Source organism: Actinophytocola sp. (assembly GCF_036002505.1).
Classification (GTDB): domain Bacteria; phylum Actinomycetota; class Actinomycetes; order Mycobacteriales; family Pseudonocardiaceae; genus DASYTH01.
In genome coordinates this window covers 1-14,219 of sequence record NZ_DASYTH010000172.1, presented here as the reverse complement: position 1 = coordinate 14,219, position 14,219 = coordinate 1, and the positions used below count along the sequence as shown (strand labels likewise).

The following is a 14,219-nucleotide window of genomic DNA, read 5'->3' as shown; positions in this document are numbered from 1 at the left end:
CGCCGTCCGGGATCAGCTCGAACCGCAGCACGTCCTGGTTCCACCGGAACATGTAGACCCGCGGCGGGTCCACCTCGAGCACCTCCCGTCCCACACCCCGGACACCGGCGCCTCCTCGGGGAACGTGAAGCGCATCGGCGCACCCGGCCGGAGCTCGGCCTCGACCGCCGCCGGGAACCAGTGGGCCAGCTCGGCCGGATCGCTGATCGCCCGCCACACCTTGGCCGGCGCGTGCCGCAACCGCCGCTCGAACCGCATTACCGGCTGCCCGTCGAATGTCGACAACGTGGCATGAGCCTCATTCATGGCGAGTCCTCCATCGTGTCCAGGTGTCGCTCCAGGGCGTCCAAACCGGCCGTCCACATCCGCCGGTACGGCTCCAGCCAGTCGTCGAGCTCCACCAGCGGCTCCAGCCGCAGCCGGTACCAGCGCCGCTGCGCGTCCCGCCGGACCTCCACCAACCCGGCGCCGCGCAGCACCTTGAGGTGCTTGGACACCGTCGGCTGGGTCAACCGCAGCCGTTCGACCAGGTCACCGACGGATCGCTCGCCGCCCTGCAGCAGGTCGAGGATCTCCCGGCGGCGCGGCTCGGCCACCGCCTCGAACGTTGATGCCATACAAGCAATATAGCCAGGAGGACATATACAGGCGAACGCCAAGCGGCGCGGCCGTTCCCGACCGCGCCGCCGGCGTCAGGGTTACGCCCAGGCTCCCGCCACCTGGCGGGTGGCCGCGTTGAGCCGGTTCCAGACGTTGATCGTGGAGATCGCGAGGAGCAGCGCGGCCAGCTCGTCCTCCTCGTAGTGCCGGCGCGCCTCGTCCCAGACCTCGTCCGGCACCGGGTCCGCCCGGTCGGCCAGCCGGGTCACCGACTCGGTCAGTGCCAGCGCGGCCCGCTCGGCATCGGTGAAGTACGGCGCGTCGCGCCAGGCCGACACCGCGAACGTGCGCTCGTCGGACTCACCGTCCTTCCGCAGATTGCGGGCATGCATGTCGACACACACGCTGCACCCGTTGATCTGGCTGGCCCGCAGGTGAACCAGCTCGAGCACCCGCTTCGGCGGGCCGGCCTTCTCCGCCGAGGCGGCCAGCGCCTGCAGCGCCTGCATCGCGCCCGGCACCGTCATCGCCGGGTGCTTCATCCGTGCCTGCATCATGATCTCCTCCGGGTCACTTCGACTGTTTGTCGTCCGTCGCTGCTATGACACGGGCCGAAGGAGGGATGTGACCGATGGGTGCGGAGGAGTTTCTGGCGGAGCGGTTCGAGGAGCATCGCGGCCACCTGCGGGCGGTGGCCTACCGCATGCTCGGCTCGCTGTCCGAGGCCGACGACGCGGTCCAGGAGGCCTGGCTGCGCCTGCACCGCACGGACATCGGCGAGGTGGAGAACCTCGGCGGCTGGCTGACCACCGTGGTCGGGCGCATCTGCCTGAACGTGCTCCGCTCCCGGCGCACCCACCCCGAGGAGCCGCTGGACGCGCGGATGCCCGAACCGGTGATCAGCCGCCCGGACGGCGTCGATCCCGAGCAGGCGGCGCTGCTGGCCGACTCGGTGGGCCTCGCGCTGCTCGTCGTGCTGGACATGCTGGCCCCGGCCGAGCGCCTGGCGTTCGTGCTGCACGACATGTTCGCCGTGCCGTTCGAGGAGATCGCGCCGGTGGTCGAGCGCACCCCGGCCGCCACCCGCCAGCTCGCCAGCCGGGCCCGGCGCCGGGTGCAGGACTCCGCGCCCAGCCCCGACCCCGACCTGACCCGGCAGCGCGTCGCGGTCGACGCGTTCTTCGCCGCCACCCGCACCGGCGACTTCGAGGCCCTGGTCGCCGTGCTCGACCCGGACATCGTGCTGCGCTCCGACGACGGCTCCGGCAAGCTGCTCAGCCTCCGCGGCGCGCAATCCGTGGCCGACCAGGCCCTCATGTTCACCAGCCTGTCCCCGTTCGTCCGGCCCGCACTGATCAACGGGGTGGCCGGCGTTGTCGTGGCGCCGAAGGGCCGGGTCCGCTCGATCATGGCCTTCACCGTCGTCGGCAACCGGATCGTCGCCATCGACGCGATCACCGCCCCGGATCTGCTCGCCACCGTCGATCCGGCCCTGCTTGACTGACCGGCAGGATCATCCCGTGCACCGGATCATCAGCGAGGTCGTCGACACCTATCTGAAGGCCGCCGACACCGCCGCCCCCGGCCTGATCGAGGGGCTCTACCTCGAAGGCTCCGCGGCCCTCGACGACTTTCGCCCGCACACCAGCGACATCGACTTCGTCGCCGTCACCGCCGAACCCCTGGACGCGTCGGGCCTCGCGGCACTGGCGCGAGTGCACGCCGGGCTGCCGCGCCGGCCGCACTTCGACGGCGTCTACCTCACCTGGACCGACCTCGCGCGCGGACCCGGCCCGGTGCCCCACGCTCATGAAGGCCGCCTTCATCCGGCGGGGCCCACCGCGCACAACCCCATCACCTGGCACACCCTCGCCCGCTACGGCATCGCCTGCCGCGGCCCCCACCCGGGCACTCTCGCCATCTGGGCCGACCCCCACGCCCTGACGTCGTGGACCGACGGCAACCTCGACACCTACTGGCGCCCCTGGCTCACCCGCGCCGCCAACCTGCGCAGCGCCTTCGGCCTCTACACCCTCACCCCGGCCGCCACCGTCTGGGTCGTCACCGGCGTCACCCGCCTGCACTACACCCTCGCCACCCTCGACATCACCTCCAAGACCGACGCCGCCCACTACGCCCTCACCACCTTCCCCACCCGCTGGCACCGCCTGCTCCACGAAACCCTCCGCATCCGCCGCCGCGACCCCGCCCGCCCCGGCTACCGCTCGCCCTTCCGCCGCCGCCGCGACGCCCTCGAATTCGCCGCCCTGGTCATCGACGACGCCCATCGCCTCCACAGTGGACGGTCGGGGTAGCCGGCCATCCGAATGCGTTTGTCCGCCGTTCCGGTACGGCATTACCGTGTTGAAGTGGATCTCTTCTCGCGCTCGTGGACGGCGTTGCGCGCGGCGGTCGCCGGCATCCCGGACGAGGACTTCGACCGGCCGTCCGGCTGTACCGGGTGGCTCGTGCGGGACCTGGTGTGCCACCTGGTCATCGCCGCCCAGGACATCCTGATCACGCTGGTCACACCGGCCGGCGGCGAACCGACCGTGGACTCGGTCAGCTACTGGCAGCTCGTCGAGCCGCCGACCGGCGAGGACCCGCTCGACGCGCTGATTCCCCGGCTGGCCGCCGCCTACGGCGAGCCGCGGTGGCTCCGGTTCCATTTCGACGACGTCGGCTCCGCCGCCGGGCGCGCCGCCGAACTCGCCGACCCGGGTCTTCACGTGAGCGGAGCGAACCATCGGGCACTGCCCTGCCGCCGAGGAACGAGGCGGCGGGGTTGCCAGCGCCGAGCTTGCGAGGCGGTGGCGTGGTAGCACCCGCGACGAGGTGCTGACCGCCGGCGACTTCCTGACCGCGTACGTCCTGGAATGGACGTTGCACCACCTCGACCTGATCGCGCACCTGCCCGCGGCCGCCGAACCGCCCGCCGAGACCCTCGCGGCCGCCCGCGCGTTGCTGGAAAAGATCGCCGGGGCACCGATTCCGGCGTCGTTCTCGGACAAGGACGCGCTGCTGGTCGGCACCGGACGCCGCGCTCCGACCGGCGCCGAGAGGTCCGCGCTGGGCGAGCTGGCCGCGAGGATCCCGCTCGCCCTCGGCTGATCACTTGCCCGCGGTCACGGCCTTCAGCTCGTCGAGCGAGTCCCGGATGAGGTGCGGCAGGTCGTTCCCGGTGGATTCGTTGATCCAGCGTTCGAACGCGATCCGGAAGACGGCGATCCCGGCCTCGGCGGCCAGGCTCGCGGCCGGCTCGGTCACGCCGCGCCGGCGCAACGTGTCGGAGAGCGCCGCGGCCCAGGACGCGAGCTTGATCAGCTCGCGTTCCCGCAGCTCCGCGTTGGCGGCGATGACGGACTGGCGCTGCTGGGCGTATTCGCGGCGCTCCTGGAGCACGGCGCCGGCGGCCTGGAGCGCCGTGGCCACCGCTTCGATCGGCGCCGCGGAGTCGGGACTGCTCGCCAGGGTGCTGACGATGAGGTCCCGCAGTGCGCCGGAGCCCGCGAAGAGCACCTCGCGTTTGTCGGCGAAGTGGCGGAAGAACGTCCGCTCCGTCAGCCCGGCCCGCGCGGCGATCTCCGCCACGGTGGTCTGCTCGTATCCGCGTTCGCCGTAGAGGGCGAGGGCAGCCTGTTCGAGCCGGCCGCGCGCGTCTGGCTCCCATCGACCCATGGCGTGATCCTAGTTGATGACAGTAGCTGACATCGCGTGCTACGGTCGATGACAGTAACTGACATCGAGCCGTACTGGAGTTTCTCATGCGCGTTTTCGTCACCGGCGCGTCCGGCTGGATCGGCTCCGCCGTCGTCCCCGAGCTCGTCGGCGCCGGTCACCAGGTCACCGGGCTCGCCCGCACGGATGCCGCGGTCGCGGCCCTCACCACGGCCGGGGCGGAGGTGCACCGCGGCACGCTTGACGACCTCGACAGCCTGCGCAGCGCCGCCGCCGCGTCGGACGGCGTGATCCACCTCGCGTTCAAGCACGACCTCGCCTTCTCCGGGAACTACCAGGGCGCCGCAGTACCGCCTCCCCGGAATTTCTAGCGGTCGTTGCGTTCCGGCGCATGGTGCGGTTGTCAGGTTGATTGTGGCTGGGTGCCGTCACGGTCCCCTGAGCCGCGGTTGGCAGGGGCGCGCGTGGGGAACGCTCGGCGGCAATTCTCGGCCCGGCGTCACCCCGGTTGGCCAACGCGCAGTTGACGCTTTCCTTGGCCGACCGCGGTTTCCGCTCGTCCGTCCTGCGGCTTCCGCCGACGGTGCACGGCGACGGCGACAACGGCTTCCTGGCGACCCTGATCGGCATCGCCCGCGACAAGGCTGCACGCGATCGCCGACGGGGGCGTGCCGATCCGCGCCGTCGCCGAGATCATCGGCCGGCATCTCCAGCTCCCCGTGGTCGCCGTCTCCCCGGTGGACGCGGGGGAGCACTTCGGCTGGCTGGCCGGGTACCTCGCGGCCGACAGCCCGGCCTCGAGCGCACTGACCCGCGACCTGCTGGGCTGGCAACCCACCCAGCCCGGGCTCCTCGACGACCTCGACAAAGGCCACTATTTCACTGTTTGAGTTTCCGCCCGGAAACAATTCGCTGGAGGAGGATGAATACCAGAAGGAGTGCGCCGGTGGCTATTTTGATCCACCAGGAGTTGAGCGTGCCCTCGGCGCTGATCAGGGTTTTGATCAAACCGATGAGCAGCACGCCGATGAGTGAGCCGACGACATAGCCCACGCCGCCGGTGAGCAGCGTGCCACCGATGACCACCGCGGCGATCGCGTCCAGCTCCATGCCGATCGCCGCGCGCGGGTTGCCGGACTGGATGTAGAGGATGAACACCAGTCCGGCCAGGGCGGAGCAGAATCCCGAAATGGCATAGACCGCGATTTTGGTGCGGGCCACCGGCAGGCCCATGAGCAGCGAGGACTGCTCGCTGCCGCCGAGGGCGTAGACCCGCCGGCCGAACCGGGTTCCGTGCAGGATGACGGCCGCGGCGGCGACCACGACGAGCGAGAGGGCCGCACCCACCGACAGGAACGCGCCGCCGGGCAGCGGAATGTGGAACTGCGCGATGGACGCCACGGTTTTGTCGCTGACCTGGACCGAGTCCTTGGTGAGCATCAGGCTCAGCCCGCGGAACAGGAACAGCCCGGTCAGCGTCGCGATGAACGGTTGGACCCGGAAATAGTGGACCATGCCGCCCATCAGCGCGCCGCCGGTCGTGCCCACGATGAGCACGATGAGGCCGGCCAGCCACAGCGGCCAGTGGTATTTGGTCACCAGCAAGGAAAGCAGGACCGTCGAGAAGCCCACCAGGGAGCCGACGGACAGGTCGATGCCGCCGGTGAGAATCACGAACGTCGCGCCCACCGCGGCGACGATCAGGTAGGCATTGTTGATCAGCAGGTTCGGCGCCACCTGGCCGTCGAACGAGTAGCGGTACGCGCCCCACAGGTACAGCGCGATCAGCAGCAGCGCGGTGACCACGATCGGCAGCCGGCGGTCGCGCAGCAGGCGGTTCGCGACGTCGGTCCGGCCGCTGGTACCGAGTCTCAGGACGGCCATGGCGCGGCCTCCACGGTCTGGGTGGGAACGACTGGGGGCTCGGCCTCGACCAGCGGCGGGGTCCGGCCGCCGCCGCGCCGGTGAAATGCGCCGGAGATCCGGGCGCGGAACTCGGCCGACTGGAGCAGACAGATGAGGATGACGACCACGGCCTCGAACACCATGTTCGCCTGAGCGGGAATGCCGATGGTGAAGATCGTGGTCTTGAGCGTCTGCAGGATCAGCGCACCGACGACCGTGCCGCCGATGCTGAACCGTCCGCCGGTCAGCGACGTGCCGCCGATGACCACCGCGAGGATCGCGTCCAGCTCGATCCACAGCCCGGCGTTGTTGGCGTCCGCGCCGCCGAGGCTGGAGCTGTTCCACAGCCCGGCCACGCCCGCCATCAGTCCACACAGGACATACACCAGGATCTTGATGCGCTGGGCGCGGACCCCGGCCAGCCGGGCCGCTTCGGCGTTGCCGCCGACCGACTCGATGAGCAGGCCGAGCGCCGTGCGCCGGGTCAGGAACACCAGGCCCGCGGCGAACGCGGCGATCAGGAACACGCCGGTGGGGATGCCCAGGGCGTAGCCGCCGATGACCCCGTACGGCTTGGACAGCTCGGTCAGGATGAAGCCGTCCGTGATCAGCTGCGCCACCCCGCGCCCGGCGACCAGCAGGATCAGCGTGGCGATGATCGGCTGGACGCCGAGCCGGCCCACCATGACGCCGTTGAACAGCCCCGCGGCCATCGCCGCGAGCAGCGCGAGCCCGATCGCGCCGAGGACCAGCAGAATCGAGTTCTGGTCCGGCGCCCGGCTGATGATCCGGCAGGCCACCGCGCCGGAGATCGCCATGACCGCGCCGACCGACAGGTCGATGCCGCCGGTGGCGATCACCGGGGTCATGCCGAGCGCGATCAGCAGCACCGGGGTCGCGAAGAACGGGATGTTGATCAGGCTGCCGACCAGGTGCCCTTCCTTGACGCTGACGTCGAAGAAGTCCGGCGTGAACGGAAGGTTGAACAGCAGCAGGGCGGCGAGGATCGCCAGCGGCCAGAACAGCGGCCGGCGGCCGAGCGCCGCCCAGCCACCCGCCCGGGCCTCGCCGGTTGACTTGGTCGCACTCATGATTGCGTTCCGCTAGCAATCGTTTCCATGATCTTGTCCTCGTCGACCTCGGGACCGTTGTCCAGGCGGGCGACCAGGGTCCGGTCCCGCAGGACGCCGATGCTGTGCGACAAGCGCAACACCTCTTCCAGCTCCGCCGAGATGAACAGGACGGCCATGCCCTCGTCGGTGAGTGAGGAGACCAGTTTCTGGATCTCGGCCTTGGCGCCGACGTCGATGCCGCGGGTGGGCTCGTCCAGGATCAGCACCCGCGGGCTGGCTATCAACCAGCGGGCCAGCAACACCTTCTGCTGATTCCCCCCGGACAGGCTGCCGGCCTTGACCTCCGGGGATGCCGGGCGGATGTCGAAGGCCGTGATGTAGCGCCGCACCAGCTCCTCGGTGGTCTCGCGCGGGATCGGGCGGGTCCACCCGCGCGCGGCCTGCATCGCCAGGATGATGTTCTCCCGCACGGTCAGGTCCGGCACCAGACCCTCGGTCTTGCGGTTCTCCGGGCAGAACGCGACGCCGCGCGCGATGGCGGTGTGCGGGCCGCGCAACGACACCGCGTCCCCGCCGATGTGCAGCCGGCCGCTGTCGGCGTGATCAGCGCCGTAGAGCAACCGGGCCAGCTCCGTGCGGCCCGAGCCGAGCAGCCCGGCCAACCCCACCACCTCGCCGGCGTGCAGCTCCAGGTCGAACGGGGCGATACCGCCCTTGCGCCCGAGCCCTTCTGCGCGCAGCACCGCCGGGCCGAGCTCGCCGGCGGCGCGTTCCTCCTCCAGCTCGGCCAGCTCCTCCATCTCCCGGCCGAGCATCATCCGCACCAGCTCGACCCGGCCGACCTCGGCCACCAGACGCTCGCCGACCAGGCGACCGTTGCGCAGCACCGTCATCCGGTCGCAGACCTCGTAGATCTGCTCCAGGAAGTGGGAGACGAACAGGATCGCCACCCCGGCCGCCTTGAGCCGGCGGATCAGGCCGAAGAGCACCTGGACCTCGTCGTGGTCCAGGCTGGAGGTCGGCTCGTCGAGGATCAGCACGCGGACCGGGACGCCGCTGGCCGGGCTGACCGCACGGGCGATGGCGACCAGGGCCTGGACCGCGATCGGATACGAGCCGAGCTGCGCGGCCACGTCGATCTCCAGACCCAGGTCGGCCATCAGCGCCGCGGCCTCGCGGCGCATCGTCCGCCACCGCAGCAGCCTGGCTGTCGCCCGCTCCCGGCCGAGGAAGAGGTTCTCCGCGACCGACAGGTTCGGGCACAGGTTCACCTCCTGGTAGACGGTGGAGATGCCGAGCTGCTGCGCGTGGTGCGGGCCGGAGATCCGCACCACCGCGCCGTCCAGCTCGATCGTCCCGGCGTCCAGCGAGTAGACCCCGGTCAGCACCTTGATCAAGGTGGACTTCCCGGCGCCGTTCTCGCCGAGCAGGGCATGGATCTCACCGGGGAAGAGCCGGAAGTCGACGTCCGAGAGCGCCTGCACGGCGGGAAACTCCTTGCTGATCCCCGTCATCTGCAGGACGGGCCCGGACTGCGCCATGCGGAACCACTCCTCCCTGGACAAGACCGCCGCGACTCAGTACTCGCGCTTCGGGAGCAGGGCGGCCGCCTGGTCGGCCAGGAAGTCGCTCTCCTTGGTCTTGATCCACTTGTCCACCGTGCCGCCGTTCAGCACCGTCTTGATGGTCTCCATCAATTGGGGGCCGAGCAACGGGTTGCACTCGGAGATGGCGTTGATCTTGCCCTGGCTCATCGCCACGAAGCCGTCGTGCACGCCGTCGATCGTGACGATCTTGATGTCCGAGCCCGCCTTCTTGCCCGCGGCCTCGATCGACTGGATCGCGCCGATGCCCATGTCGTCATTGTGCGCGAACAGGACGTTGATCTCGGGGTGCGACTGCAGGAAGGCGGCCATCACCTGCTTGCCGCCGTCCCGGGTGAAGTCGCCGGTCTGGCTGACCACGACCTTCCAGTCCGGGTGCGAGGCGTCCATGACCTTCTTGAACCCCTTTGCCCGCTCGATCGCGGGTGCCGAGCCCGTGGTGCCCTCCAGCACGGCGATGTTCACCGGGTTGACCGGGCTGGCCGCCAGCACCTTCTCCAGCTGGTGTGCCATTCGCTCGCCCTCGAGCTCGAAGTCCGAGCCGACCAGCGTGACGTACAGGGACGCGTCGGAGTCGACCTGCCGGTCCGTGAGGATGACCGGGATCTTCGCGTCCTTGGCCTCCTTCAGCACGGTGTCCCAGCCGCTGGTGACCACGGGGGAGAAGGAGATGACGTCGACCTTCTGCGCGATGTAGTCCCGGATGGCCTGGATCTGGTTCTCCTGCTTCTGCTGCGCGTCGGAGAACTTCAGCGTGATGCCGGCCGCCGCGGCGGCGTCCTTGACGGACTTGGTGTTCGCCGACCGCCAACCGGACTCCGAGCCGACCTGCGAGAAGCCGAGGGTGATCGTCTTGCTGCCACTGCCACCACCGCCCGAAGCTTCCTTCTTGGAGCAGGCGGCCAGGGCTCCGGAAGCCGTTACGACAACGGCCCCGGCGAGGAAATTCCTACGGTTGAGCATTGTGCCCTCCAAATTGGACAGTTGCGGAGTTGAGCTGGTGATCTCGGGTCCGGACGTTAGCGCTCACAATTTCCTCGTCTCAGGGCTCCGGCGAGTGGCTGCTTCAGGCCCGGGCCACCGGGCGCGCGCTGGCACGCACCACCAGCTCGGGCTGGATCAGCACCTGCCCCGGCGGCCCCGAATTGCCGGCCAGGCGCGCGACCAGCAGCTCCAGCGCGCGGCGGCCGAGCTCGCCGAAGTCCTGCCGGACGGTGGTCAGCGGCGGGATGAAGTAGGCGGCCTCCGGGATGTCGTCGAACCCGACGACGCTGATGTCCTCCGGCACCCGGCGGCCGGCCTCGTGCAACGCCCGGAGCAGGCCCTGGGTCATCTGGTCGTTGGCGCAGAACACCGCCGTGACCTCGGCGTCGGCGGCTATCCGCTGCCCGAGTTCGAACCCCGAACGCGCGCTCCAGTCCCCGCTGAGCGGCTCGGGCACGGGTGCCCCGGCACCCTCCAATGTGGACCGCCAGCCCGCGATCCGCCCGGTCGCGTCCAGCCAGGAAGCCGGCCCTGCGACGTGGTGCACGGTGCGGTGCCCGAGGTCGAGCAGGTGCCGGGTGGCCATCGCCGCGCCGGCCCGCTGGTCGATGGCGACCAGCGGAACCCGCTCGGTGAGCCCGCAGCCGGCCCCGACCAGCGGCACCCCGTCCCCGGCCTGCGCCAGCACCCCCGAAGCCGAGATCTGTGGCGCGATCACGACGATCCCTTCCACCGCCTGCTCGCGCAGCCGCTCCACCGCCTCCAGCACCGACCGGCGCGCCATCGAGCTCAGGCTCACGATGGAGATGAAGTAGTCGGCGCTGCGCGCGGCGCGCTCGATCCCGTAGAGCATCGAGGCGGGCCCGTAGAGGGTGGTGTCGAAGCTGACCACCCCGAGCGTCTTCGACCTCTTGCTGGCCAGCGCCCGAGCCGCCGAGTTCGGGCGGTAGTTCAGCTCGCGAATCGCGGCCAGCACCCGGGTCCGGGTCGGCGCGGCGACGTTGGGGTGATCGTTCAGCACGCGGGAGACCGTCTGGTGCGACACCCCGGCCAACCGGGCGACGTCGGCCATCACCGGCAAGCGGGTCGGCGCGGAGTCCTGGGTCACGGTGATCACCTTGGCTGACATCCCGTCGTGCGGGACGATTGTTAGCGCTCACAACAACTCCGTCAAGACCCCGAGATCACCGTCCCATCACGACTCGGCCGCTTCGTCCTCGCTCGCACCGCACGGGATCACCGGCTGGCGATGCTCGCGAGACGTCACCCGACTTGTTCGAGATTTCGAATTGAATTCGACGAGTCGTTACACGGGGGAGCCTAGGAGTGCCACCCCAGCCTGTCAACCAACCGCGCCCAACCGTGACCAGCACCCGGGACCGGGTCCTCGCGCGTTACCGGAAGTCGGGTTTGGATACCCGCTGACGTCGGGGAACCCTTCCACAGCAGGGGAATCGCTCGGTCCGCAATGCCCGGACCCGCCGGCTCGAAAACGTTTTCAAGCCGGCCCGGCGGGAAATCTTGACACCTTGAGACCATGTCGGGGTGACCACCACGAGCACACCGGCCGAGACGTTGCTTGACCGGGTTTCGGCGCTGGGTGACCGATTCTCAAACCGGGCAAGGGAAGGCGAGCGGCTCGCCACGCTGCCGGCCGATCTGGTCGCCGAGGCCAAGGCGGCCGGGGTGTTCACGATGGCCATGCCGAAGGTGCTCGGTGGCCTCGAAGTCGAGCCGGCGCGCCTGGTCGAGGTCGTCGAGGAGCTGAGCCGGGCCGACGCCTCGGCCGGCTGGTGCACCGGAATCGGCAACGCCACCGCGTTCTTCGCCTGGCTGGATCCCGGCGTCGCGAGCGAACTGCTCGCCGGCACCCACGGTGGCATCTCCGTGGCCGCCTCGTTCTCCCCGATCGGCCGCCTGACCCCGACCGCCCCCGGCCACTACCGCCTGGCCGGCAACTGGAAGTTCATGAGCGGCTGCCGGCACGCCGACTGGGTCTTCCTCGGCGGCAACGTCATGGCCGGCGGCACCCCGCGGATGATCGACGGCCGCCCGGACTGGCGCCTCGCGGTCCTACCGCCGGATCAGGTCGAGATCATCGACAACTGGGACACCTCCGGCCTGTGCGGCACCGGCAGCCACGACCTCGCCGTCCGCAACGCCACCATCCCCGACGAGCACACCACCGTGCCCTTCTTCCACCCCGCCCCGCACGACGGCCCGCTGTGGCGGCTGCCGTTCTTCACCCTCATCGGCATCCTCCTCGCCGGCCACCCGCTGGGGGTCGGCCGCCGCGCCCTCGACGAGTTCACCGCGTTGGCGCGCACCAAAACCCGCGCCACCGCCGCCACCACCATCGCCCACGAGGACGACGCCCAGGTCGCCCTCACCGCCGCCGAGGGCGACCTGCAATCCGCCCGCAGCTTCGTGTTCGACAGCCTCGGCGACCTCTGGACCACCGCCTGCCAGGGCGACCCACCCGACATCGACCAGCGCGCCCGCTTCCTCCTGGCCACCCTGCAAGCCATGCGCGCCGCCAAAAACGCCGTCCACACCGCCTACACCTACGCCGGCGCCACCGCCGTCTACGCCGACCACCCGCTGCAACGCTGCTTCCGCGACCTCCACGTCGCCGCCCAGCACATCGGCTTCTCGCCCACCGCCATCAAGCGCTACGCCAAAACCCGCCTCGCCATCGACCAACCCACGTTCCTCTTCTAGGTCCCCTCAAGGACCTCACGCAACCTGCGCGCGAACGCCTCCGGCTGCCCGGCGTAACCGCGCTCGCCACCCAGGAAGCCACCATGGTGACTCGGAAACACCGTCACCTCCTGACCAAGCAACGCCGCCATCGCCACCGACGTACGCCCGGTGAACGTGTCCCCGGTCTCCTCGCCCACCGCGATCAGCACCCGCGTCGGCGCCGCCGCAATCGCCTCGACATCAGGCCGGTAACTGCTCACCGCCCACGACCGGTCCGACAGCAGCGGATCATCCCGCGACCCGTCATCCTCCCCCGACATCCCGAACGCCACCGGATCCGGCGCCGGCCGAGCAAAGTACCCCTCGCTGAACTCCCCTTGCCACGACGTCATCGCAATGAACGCCGCCATGCCCGCCCCCGACCCCTTGGCCTGATACACGTCCCGAACCCCACCCCGAGCCCGCTCAGCCCCCTCGGCGTCGGGCAACACCGCGATCAGCGGCGGCTCATGCGCCACCACAGTGCTCACATCACCGGGATACACCGCCACCAGCGCCAGCGCCGTCACCGCACCCCCGCTGCTGGCGAACATCTCAACCGCCCCCACCCCAAGCGCTGCCACGATGGCATGCACATCGCCCGCCTGAACCTCCGGCACATTGTCGACCCGCCCGTCCTTCCGGAGACTCCGCCCCAACCCACGCGGGTCATACGTCACCACGGTCCGCTCCGGAAAATACGACGCCAACGTGCTGAACCCACCGGCGTCCATCGGCTGCCCGATCATCACCAACGGCGGCCGCCCGTCCTCCGCCGGCACCGTTCCCCGCACGTCATACACAAGATCCACTTCAGCCGTCTCAAGCACCCGCATACCATCACCCTATCGAGGCACACCGGTCCGGATACCGAACGCCATGGTGATCTTGCCGGCGGAGCCGGCCGCCAACGGGCTCAGCCCGGTCGTCCCCCCAGCCGGCGACACACTGTCTACAAAGGGCTGGTCGACCCACCGAACACCACGCAAACGCCCCACACCGCTCTTGCATGTCGGAGCGCTCGGCGCTGTGGCTGTGGTCCACCGGCTGGCGACACCAGCGATGTCGCGGTGCGTCCTCGGCCTCGGCGTCCAGCGGTGCGGTGGCTCGTCGCAGATGAGCATCGGGGCGTCGCGGTAGAGGCCGCGAGTGACGGCCGGGCGCTGCACACTGGCCGCCGGACAGTTCGTGGCCGCCACGGGAACTGCCGGGAGAACAGGGTCCGCCACCCGTGCGGCTGGAACTCGGCGTCGTCGAAGGAGTCGAGCGACACCAGGAGCGCGGCCTCGAGCAGCCGATCTTCGGCGACCCGGCGCACCGCAGGCGTGAGCCTGGCCGTCGCGAGCTGTGCCGCGGCGAGGGCGCCACTGCGGATGCCGACGGCGGCGAGCATCAGCAGCAGGGGCGGGCACGGCCGTCGGCCTGTCCCCGCCACCGGGCGGGCCAGCATGATTGTGTCCTCCTCCGTCGTTGCCAGCAGCCCGGACATCGCGTGGCCGTGGCATCGTGATTTGGCCCCGGTTCGGCACCGTTAGCGGGCCCCACCGATCGGGCGAATTCCTGCTCGTGGTGTGCGAGTCGGTGGGTTGAGCTGAGGGTCCTGGGTGGACAGTGCCGGTGAGGGGCCGTCCGC

16 protein-coding genes and 1 pseudogene are annotated in these 14,219 nt (G+C 70.2%); 7 read left to right on the top strand and 10 right to left on the bottom strand.

Annotated features, from left to right (window positions below):
• Positions 1–12 precede the first annotated feature (12 nt).
• Positions 13–189 carry a hypothetical protein gene (locus VGR06_RS14735; protein WP_327559631.1) on the bottom strand — a complete coding sequence of 59 codons (177 nt, stop codon included), beginning with the start codon at positions 187–189 and terminating at the stop codon, positions 13–15.
• Between VGR06_RS14735 and VGR06_RS14730 the strand changes: the two genes are divergently transcribed.
• The gene (locus VGR06_RS14730) at positions 125–295 is read left to right on the top strand and encodes a hypothetical protein (RefSeq protein WP_327559632.1); all 171 of its coding nucleotides are present in this window, start codon (positions 125–127) and stop codon (positions 293–295) included. The genes VGR06_RS14735 and VGR06_RS14730 overlap by 65 nt on opposite strands.
• A gap of 7 nt (positions 296–302) precedes the next feature.
• Here VGR06_RS14730 and VGR06_RS14725 read toward each other — a convergent pair whose 3' ends face one another.
• Positions 303–617 (bottom strand): metalloregulator ArsR/SmtB family transcription factor, encoded by a 315-nt coding sequence (locus VGR06_RS14725; protein ID WP_327559629.1) that lies wholly within the window; start codon positions 615–617, stop codon positions 303–305.
• Positions 618–698: 81 nt separating this feature from the next.
• Entirely contained in the window at positions 699–1,154 is a 456-nt protein-coding gene (locus VGR06_RS14720; RefSeq protein ID WP_327559628.1) for a carboxymuconolactone decarboxylase family protein, read from the bottom strand.
• Positions 1,155–1,231: 77 nt separating this feature from the next.
• Between VGR06_RS14720 and VGR06_RS14715 the strand changes: the two genes are divergently transcribed.
• The 3 genes and pseudogenes from VGR06_RS14715 (at position 1,232) to VGR06_RS14705 (ending at position 3,711) form a co-directional block, all read left to right on the top strand.
• Positions 1,232–2,104: a sigma-70 family RNA polymerase sigma factor gene (locus VGR06_RS14715; protein WP_327559627.1), complete on the top strand. Its 873-nt coding sequence runs from the start codon at positions 1,232–1,234 to the stop codon at positions 2,102–2,104.
• Positions 2,097–2,915: a nucleotidyltransferase domain-containing protein gene (locus tag VGR06_RS14710; protein ID WP_327559626.1), complete on the top strand. Its 819-nt coding sequence runs from the start codon at positions 2,097–2,099 to the stop codon at positions 2,913–2,915. Before VGR06_RS14715 ends, VGR06_RS14710 begins: the two co-directional genes overlap by 8 nt.
• Before the next feature lie 54 nt (positions 2,916–2,969).
• Positions 2,970–3,711: pseudogene (locus VGR06_RS14705) on the top strand (maleylpyruvate isomerase N-terminal domain-containing protein).
• On the opposite strand, the gene VGR06_RS14700 reads toward VGR06_RS14705, so the two are convergent.
• Complete coding sequence (locus VGR06_RS14700) at positions 3,712–4,278, bottom strand: TetR/AcrR family transcriptional regulator (protein WP_327559625.1); 567 nt, start codon at positions 4,276–4,278, stop codon at positions 3,712–3,714.
• 86 nt (positions 4,279–4,364) lie between these two features.
• Between VGR06_RS14700 and VGR06_RS14695 the strand changes: the two genes are divergently transcribed.
• Together VGR06_RS14695 and VGR06_RS14690 are read left to right on the top strand one after the other, a co-directional pair.
• Positions 4,365–4,649, top strand: coding sequence for an NAD-dependent epimerase/dehydratase family protein (locus VGR06_RS14695; protein WP_414637263.1), 285 nt, complete (start codon positions 4,365–4,367; stop codon positions 4,647–4,649).
• 297 nt (positions 4,650–4,946) lie between these two features.
• Positions 4,947–5,168 carry a nucleoside-diphosphate sugar epimerase gene (locus tag VGR06_RS14690; protein ID WP_327559624.1) on the top strand — a complete coding sequence of 74 codons (222 nt, stop codon included), beginning with the start codon at positions 4,947–4,949 and terminating at the stop codon, positions 5,166–5,168.
• On the opposite strand, the gene yjfF is transcribed toward VGR06_RS14690, so the two are convergent.
• From yjfF to VGR06_RS14665, 5 genes are all read right to left on the bottom strand, one after another.
• Positions 5,158–6,162: a galactofuranose ABC transporter, permease protein YjfF gene (gene yjfF / locus VGR06_RS14685; protein WP_327559623.1), complete on the bottom strand. Its 1,005-nt coding sequence runs from the start codon at positions 6,160–6,162 to the stop codon at positions 5,158–5,160. The two genes, VGR06_RS14690 and yjfF, sit on opposite strands and share 11 nt — an antisense overlap.
• Positions 6,150–7,274, bottom strand: a complete 1,125-nt coding sequence (locus VGR06_RS14680) for an ABC transporter permease (protein WP_327559622.1) — start codon at positions 7,272–7,274, stop codon at positions 6,150–6,152. The genes yjfF and VGR06_RS14680 overlap by 13 nt, the downstream gene beginning before the upstream one ends.
• Positions 7,271–8,797 carry a sugar ABC transporter ATP-binding protein gene (locus VGR06_RS14675; RefSeq protein ID WP_327559621.1) on the bottom strand — a complete coding sequence of 509 codons (1,527 nt, stop codon included), beginning with the start codon at positions 8,795–8,797 and terminating at the stop codon, positions 7,271–7,273. The genes VGR06_RS14680 and VGR06_RS14675 overlap by 4 nt, the downstream gene beginning before the upstream one ends.
• Positions 8,798–8,833: 36 nt before the next feature.
• Positions 8,834–9,823, bottom strand: a complete 990-nt coding sequence (locus tag VGR06_RS14670; RefSeq protein WP_327559620.1) for a substrate-binding domain-containing protein — start codon at positions 9,821–9,823, stop codon at positions 8,834–8,836.
• Between the two features lie 103 nt (positions 9,824–9,926).
• Positions 9,927–10,973, bottom strand: coding sequence for a LacI family DNA-binding transcriptional regulator (locus VGR06_RS14665; protein WP_414637262.1), 1,047 nt, complete (start codon positions 10,971–10,973; stop codon positions 9,927–9,929).
• Between the two features lie 416 nt (positions 10,974–11,389).
• Between VGR06_RS14665 and VGR06_RS14660 the strand changes: the two genes are divergently transcribed.
• On the top strand, positions 11,390–12,565 hold the full coding sequence (locus tag VGR06_RS14660) for an acyl-CoA dehydrogenase family protein (RefSeq protein WP_327559619.1): 1,176 nt from the start codon (positions 11,390–11,392) through the stop codon (positions 12,563–12,565).
• Here VGR06_RS14660 and VGR06_RS14655 read toward each other — a convergent pair.
• Positions 12,562–13,422, bottom strand: a complete 861-nt coding sequence (locus tag VGR06_RS14655; RefSeq protein ID WP_327559618.1) for an alpha/beta hydrolase — start codon at positions 13,420–13,422, stop codon at positions 12,562–12,564. The two genes, VGR06_RS14660 and VGR06_RS14655, sit on opposite strands and share 4 nt — an antisense overlap.
• Positions 13,423–14,219 lie beyond the last annotated feature (797 nt).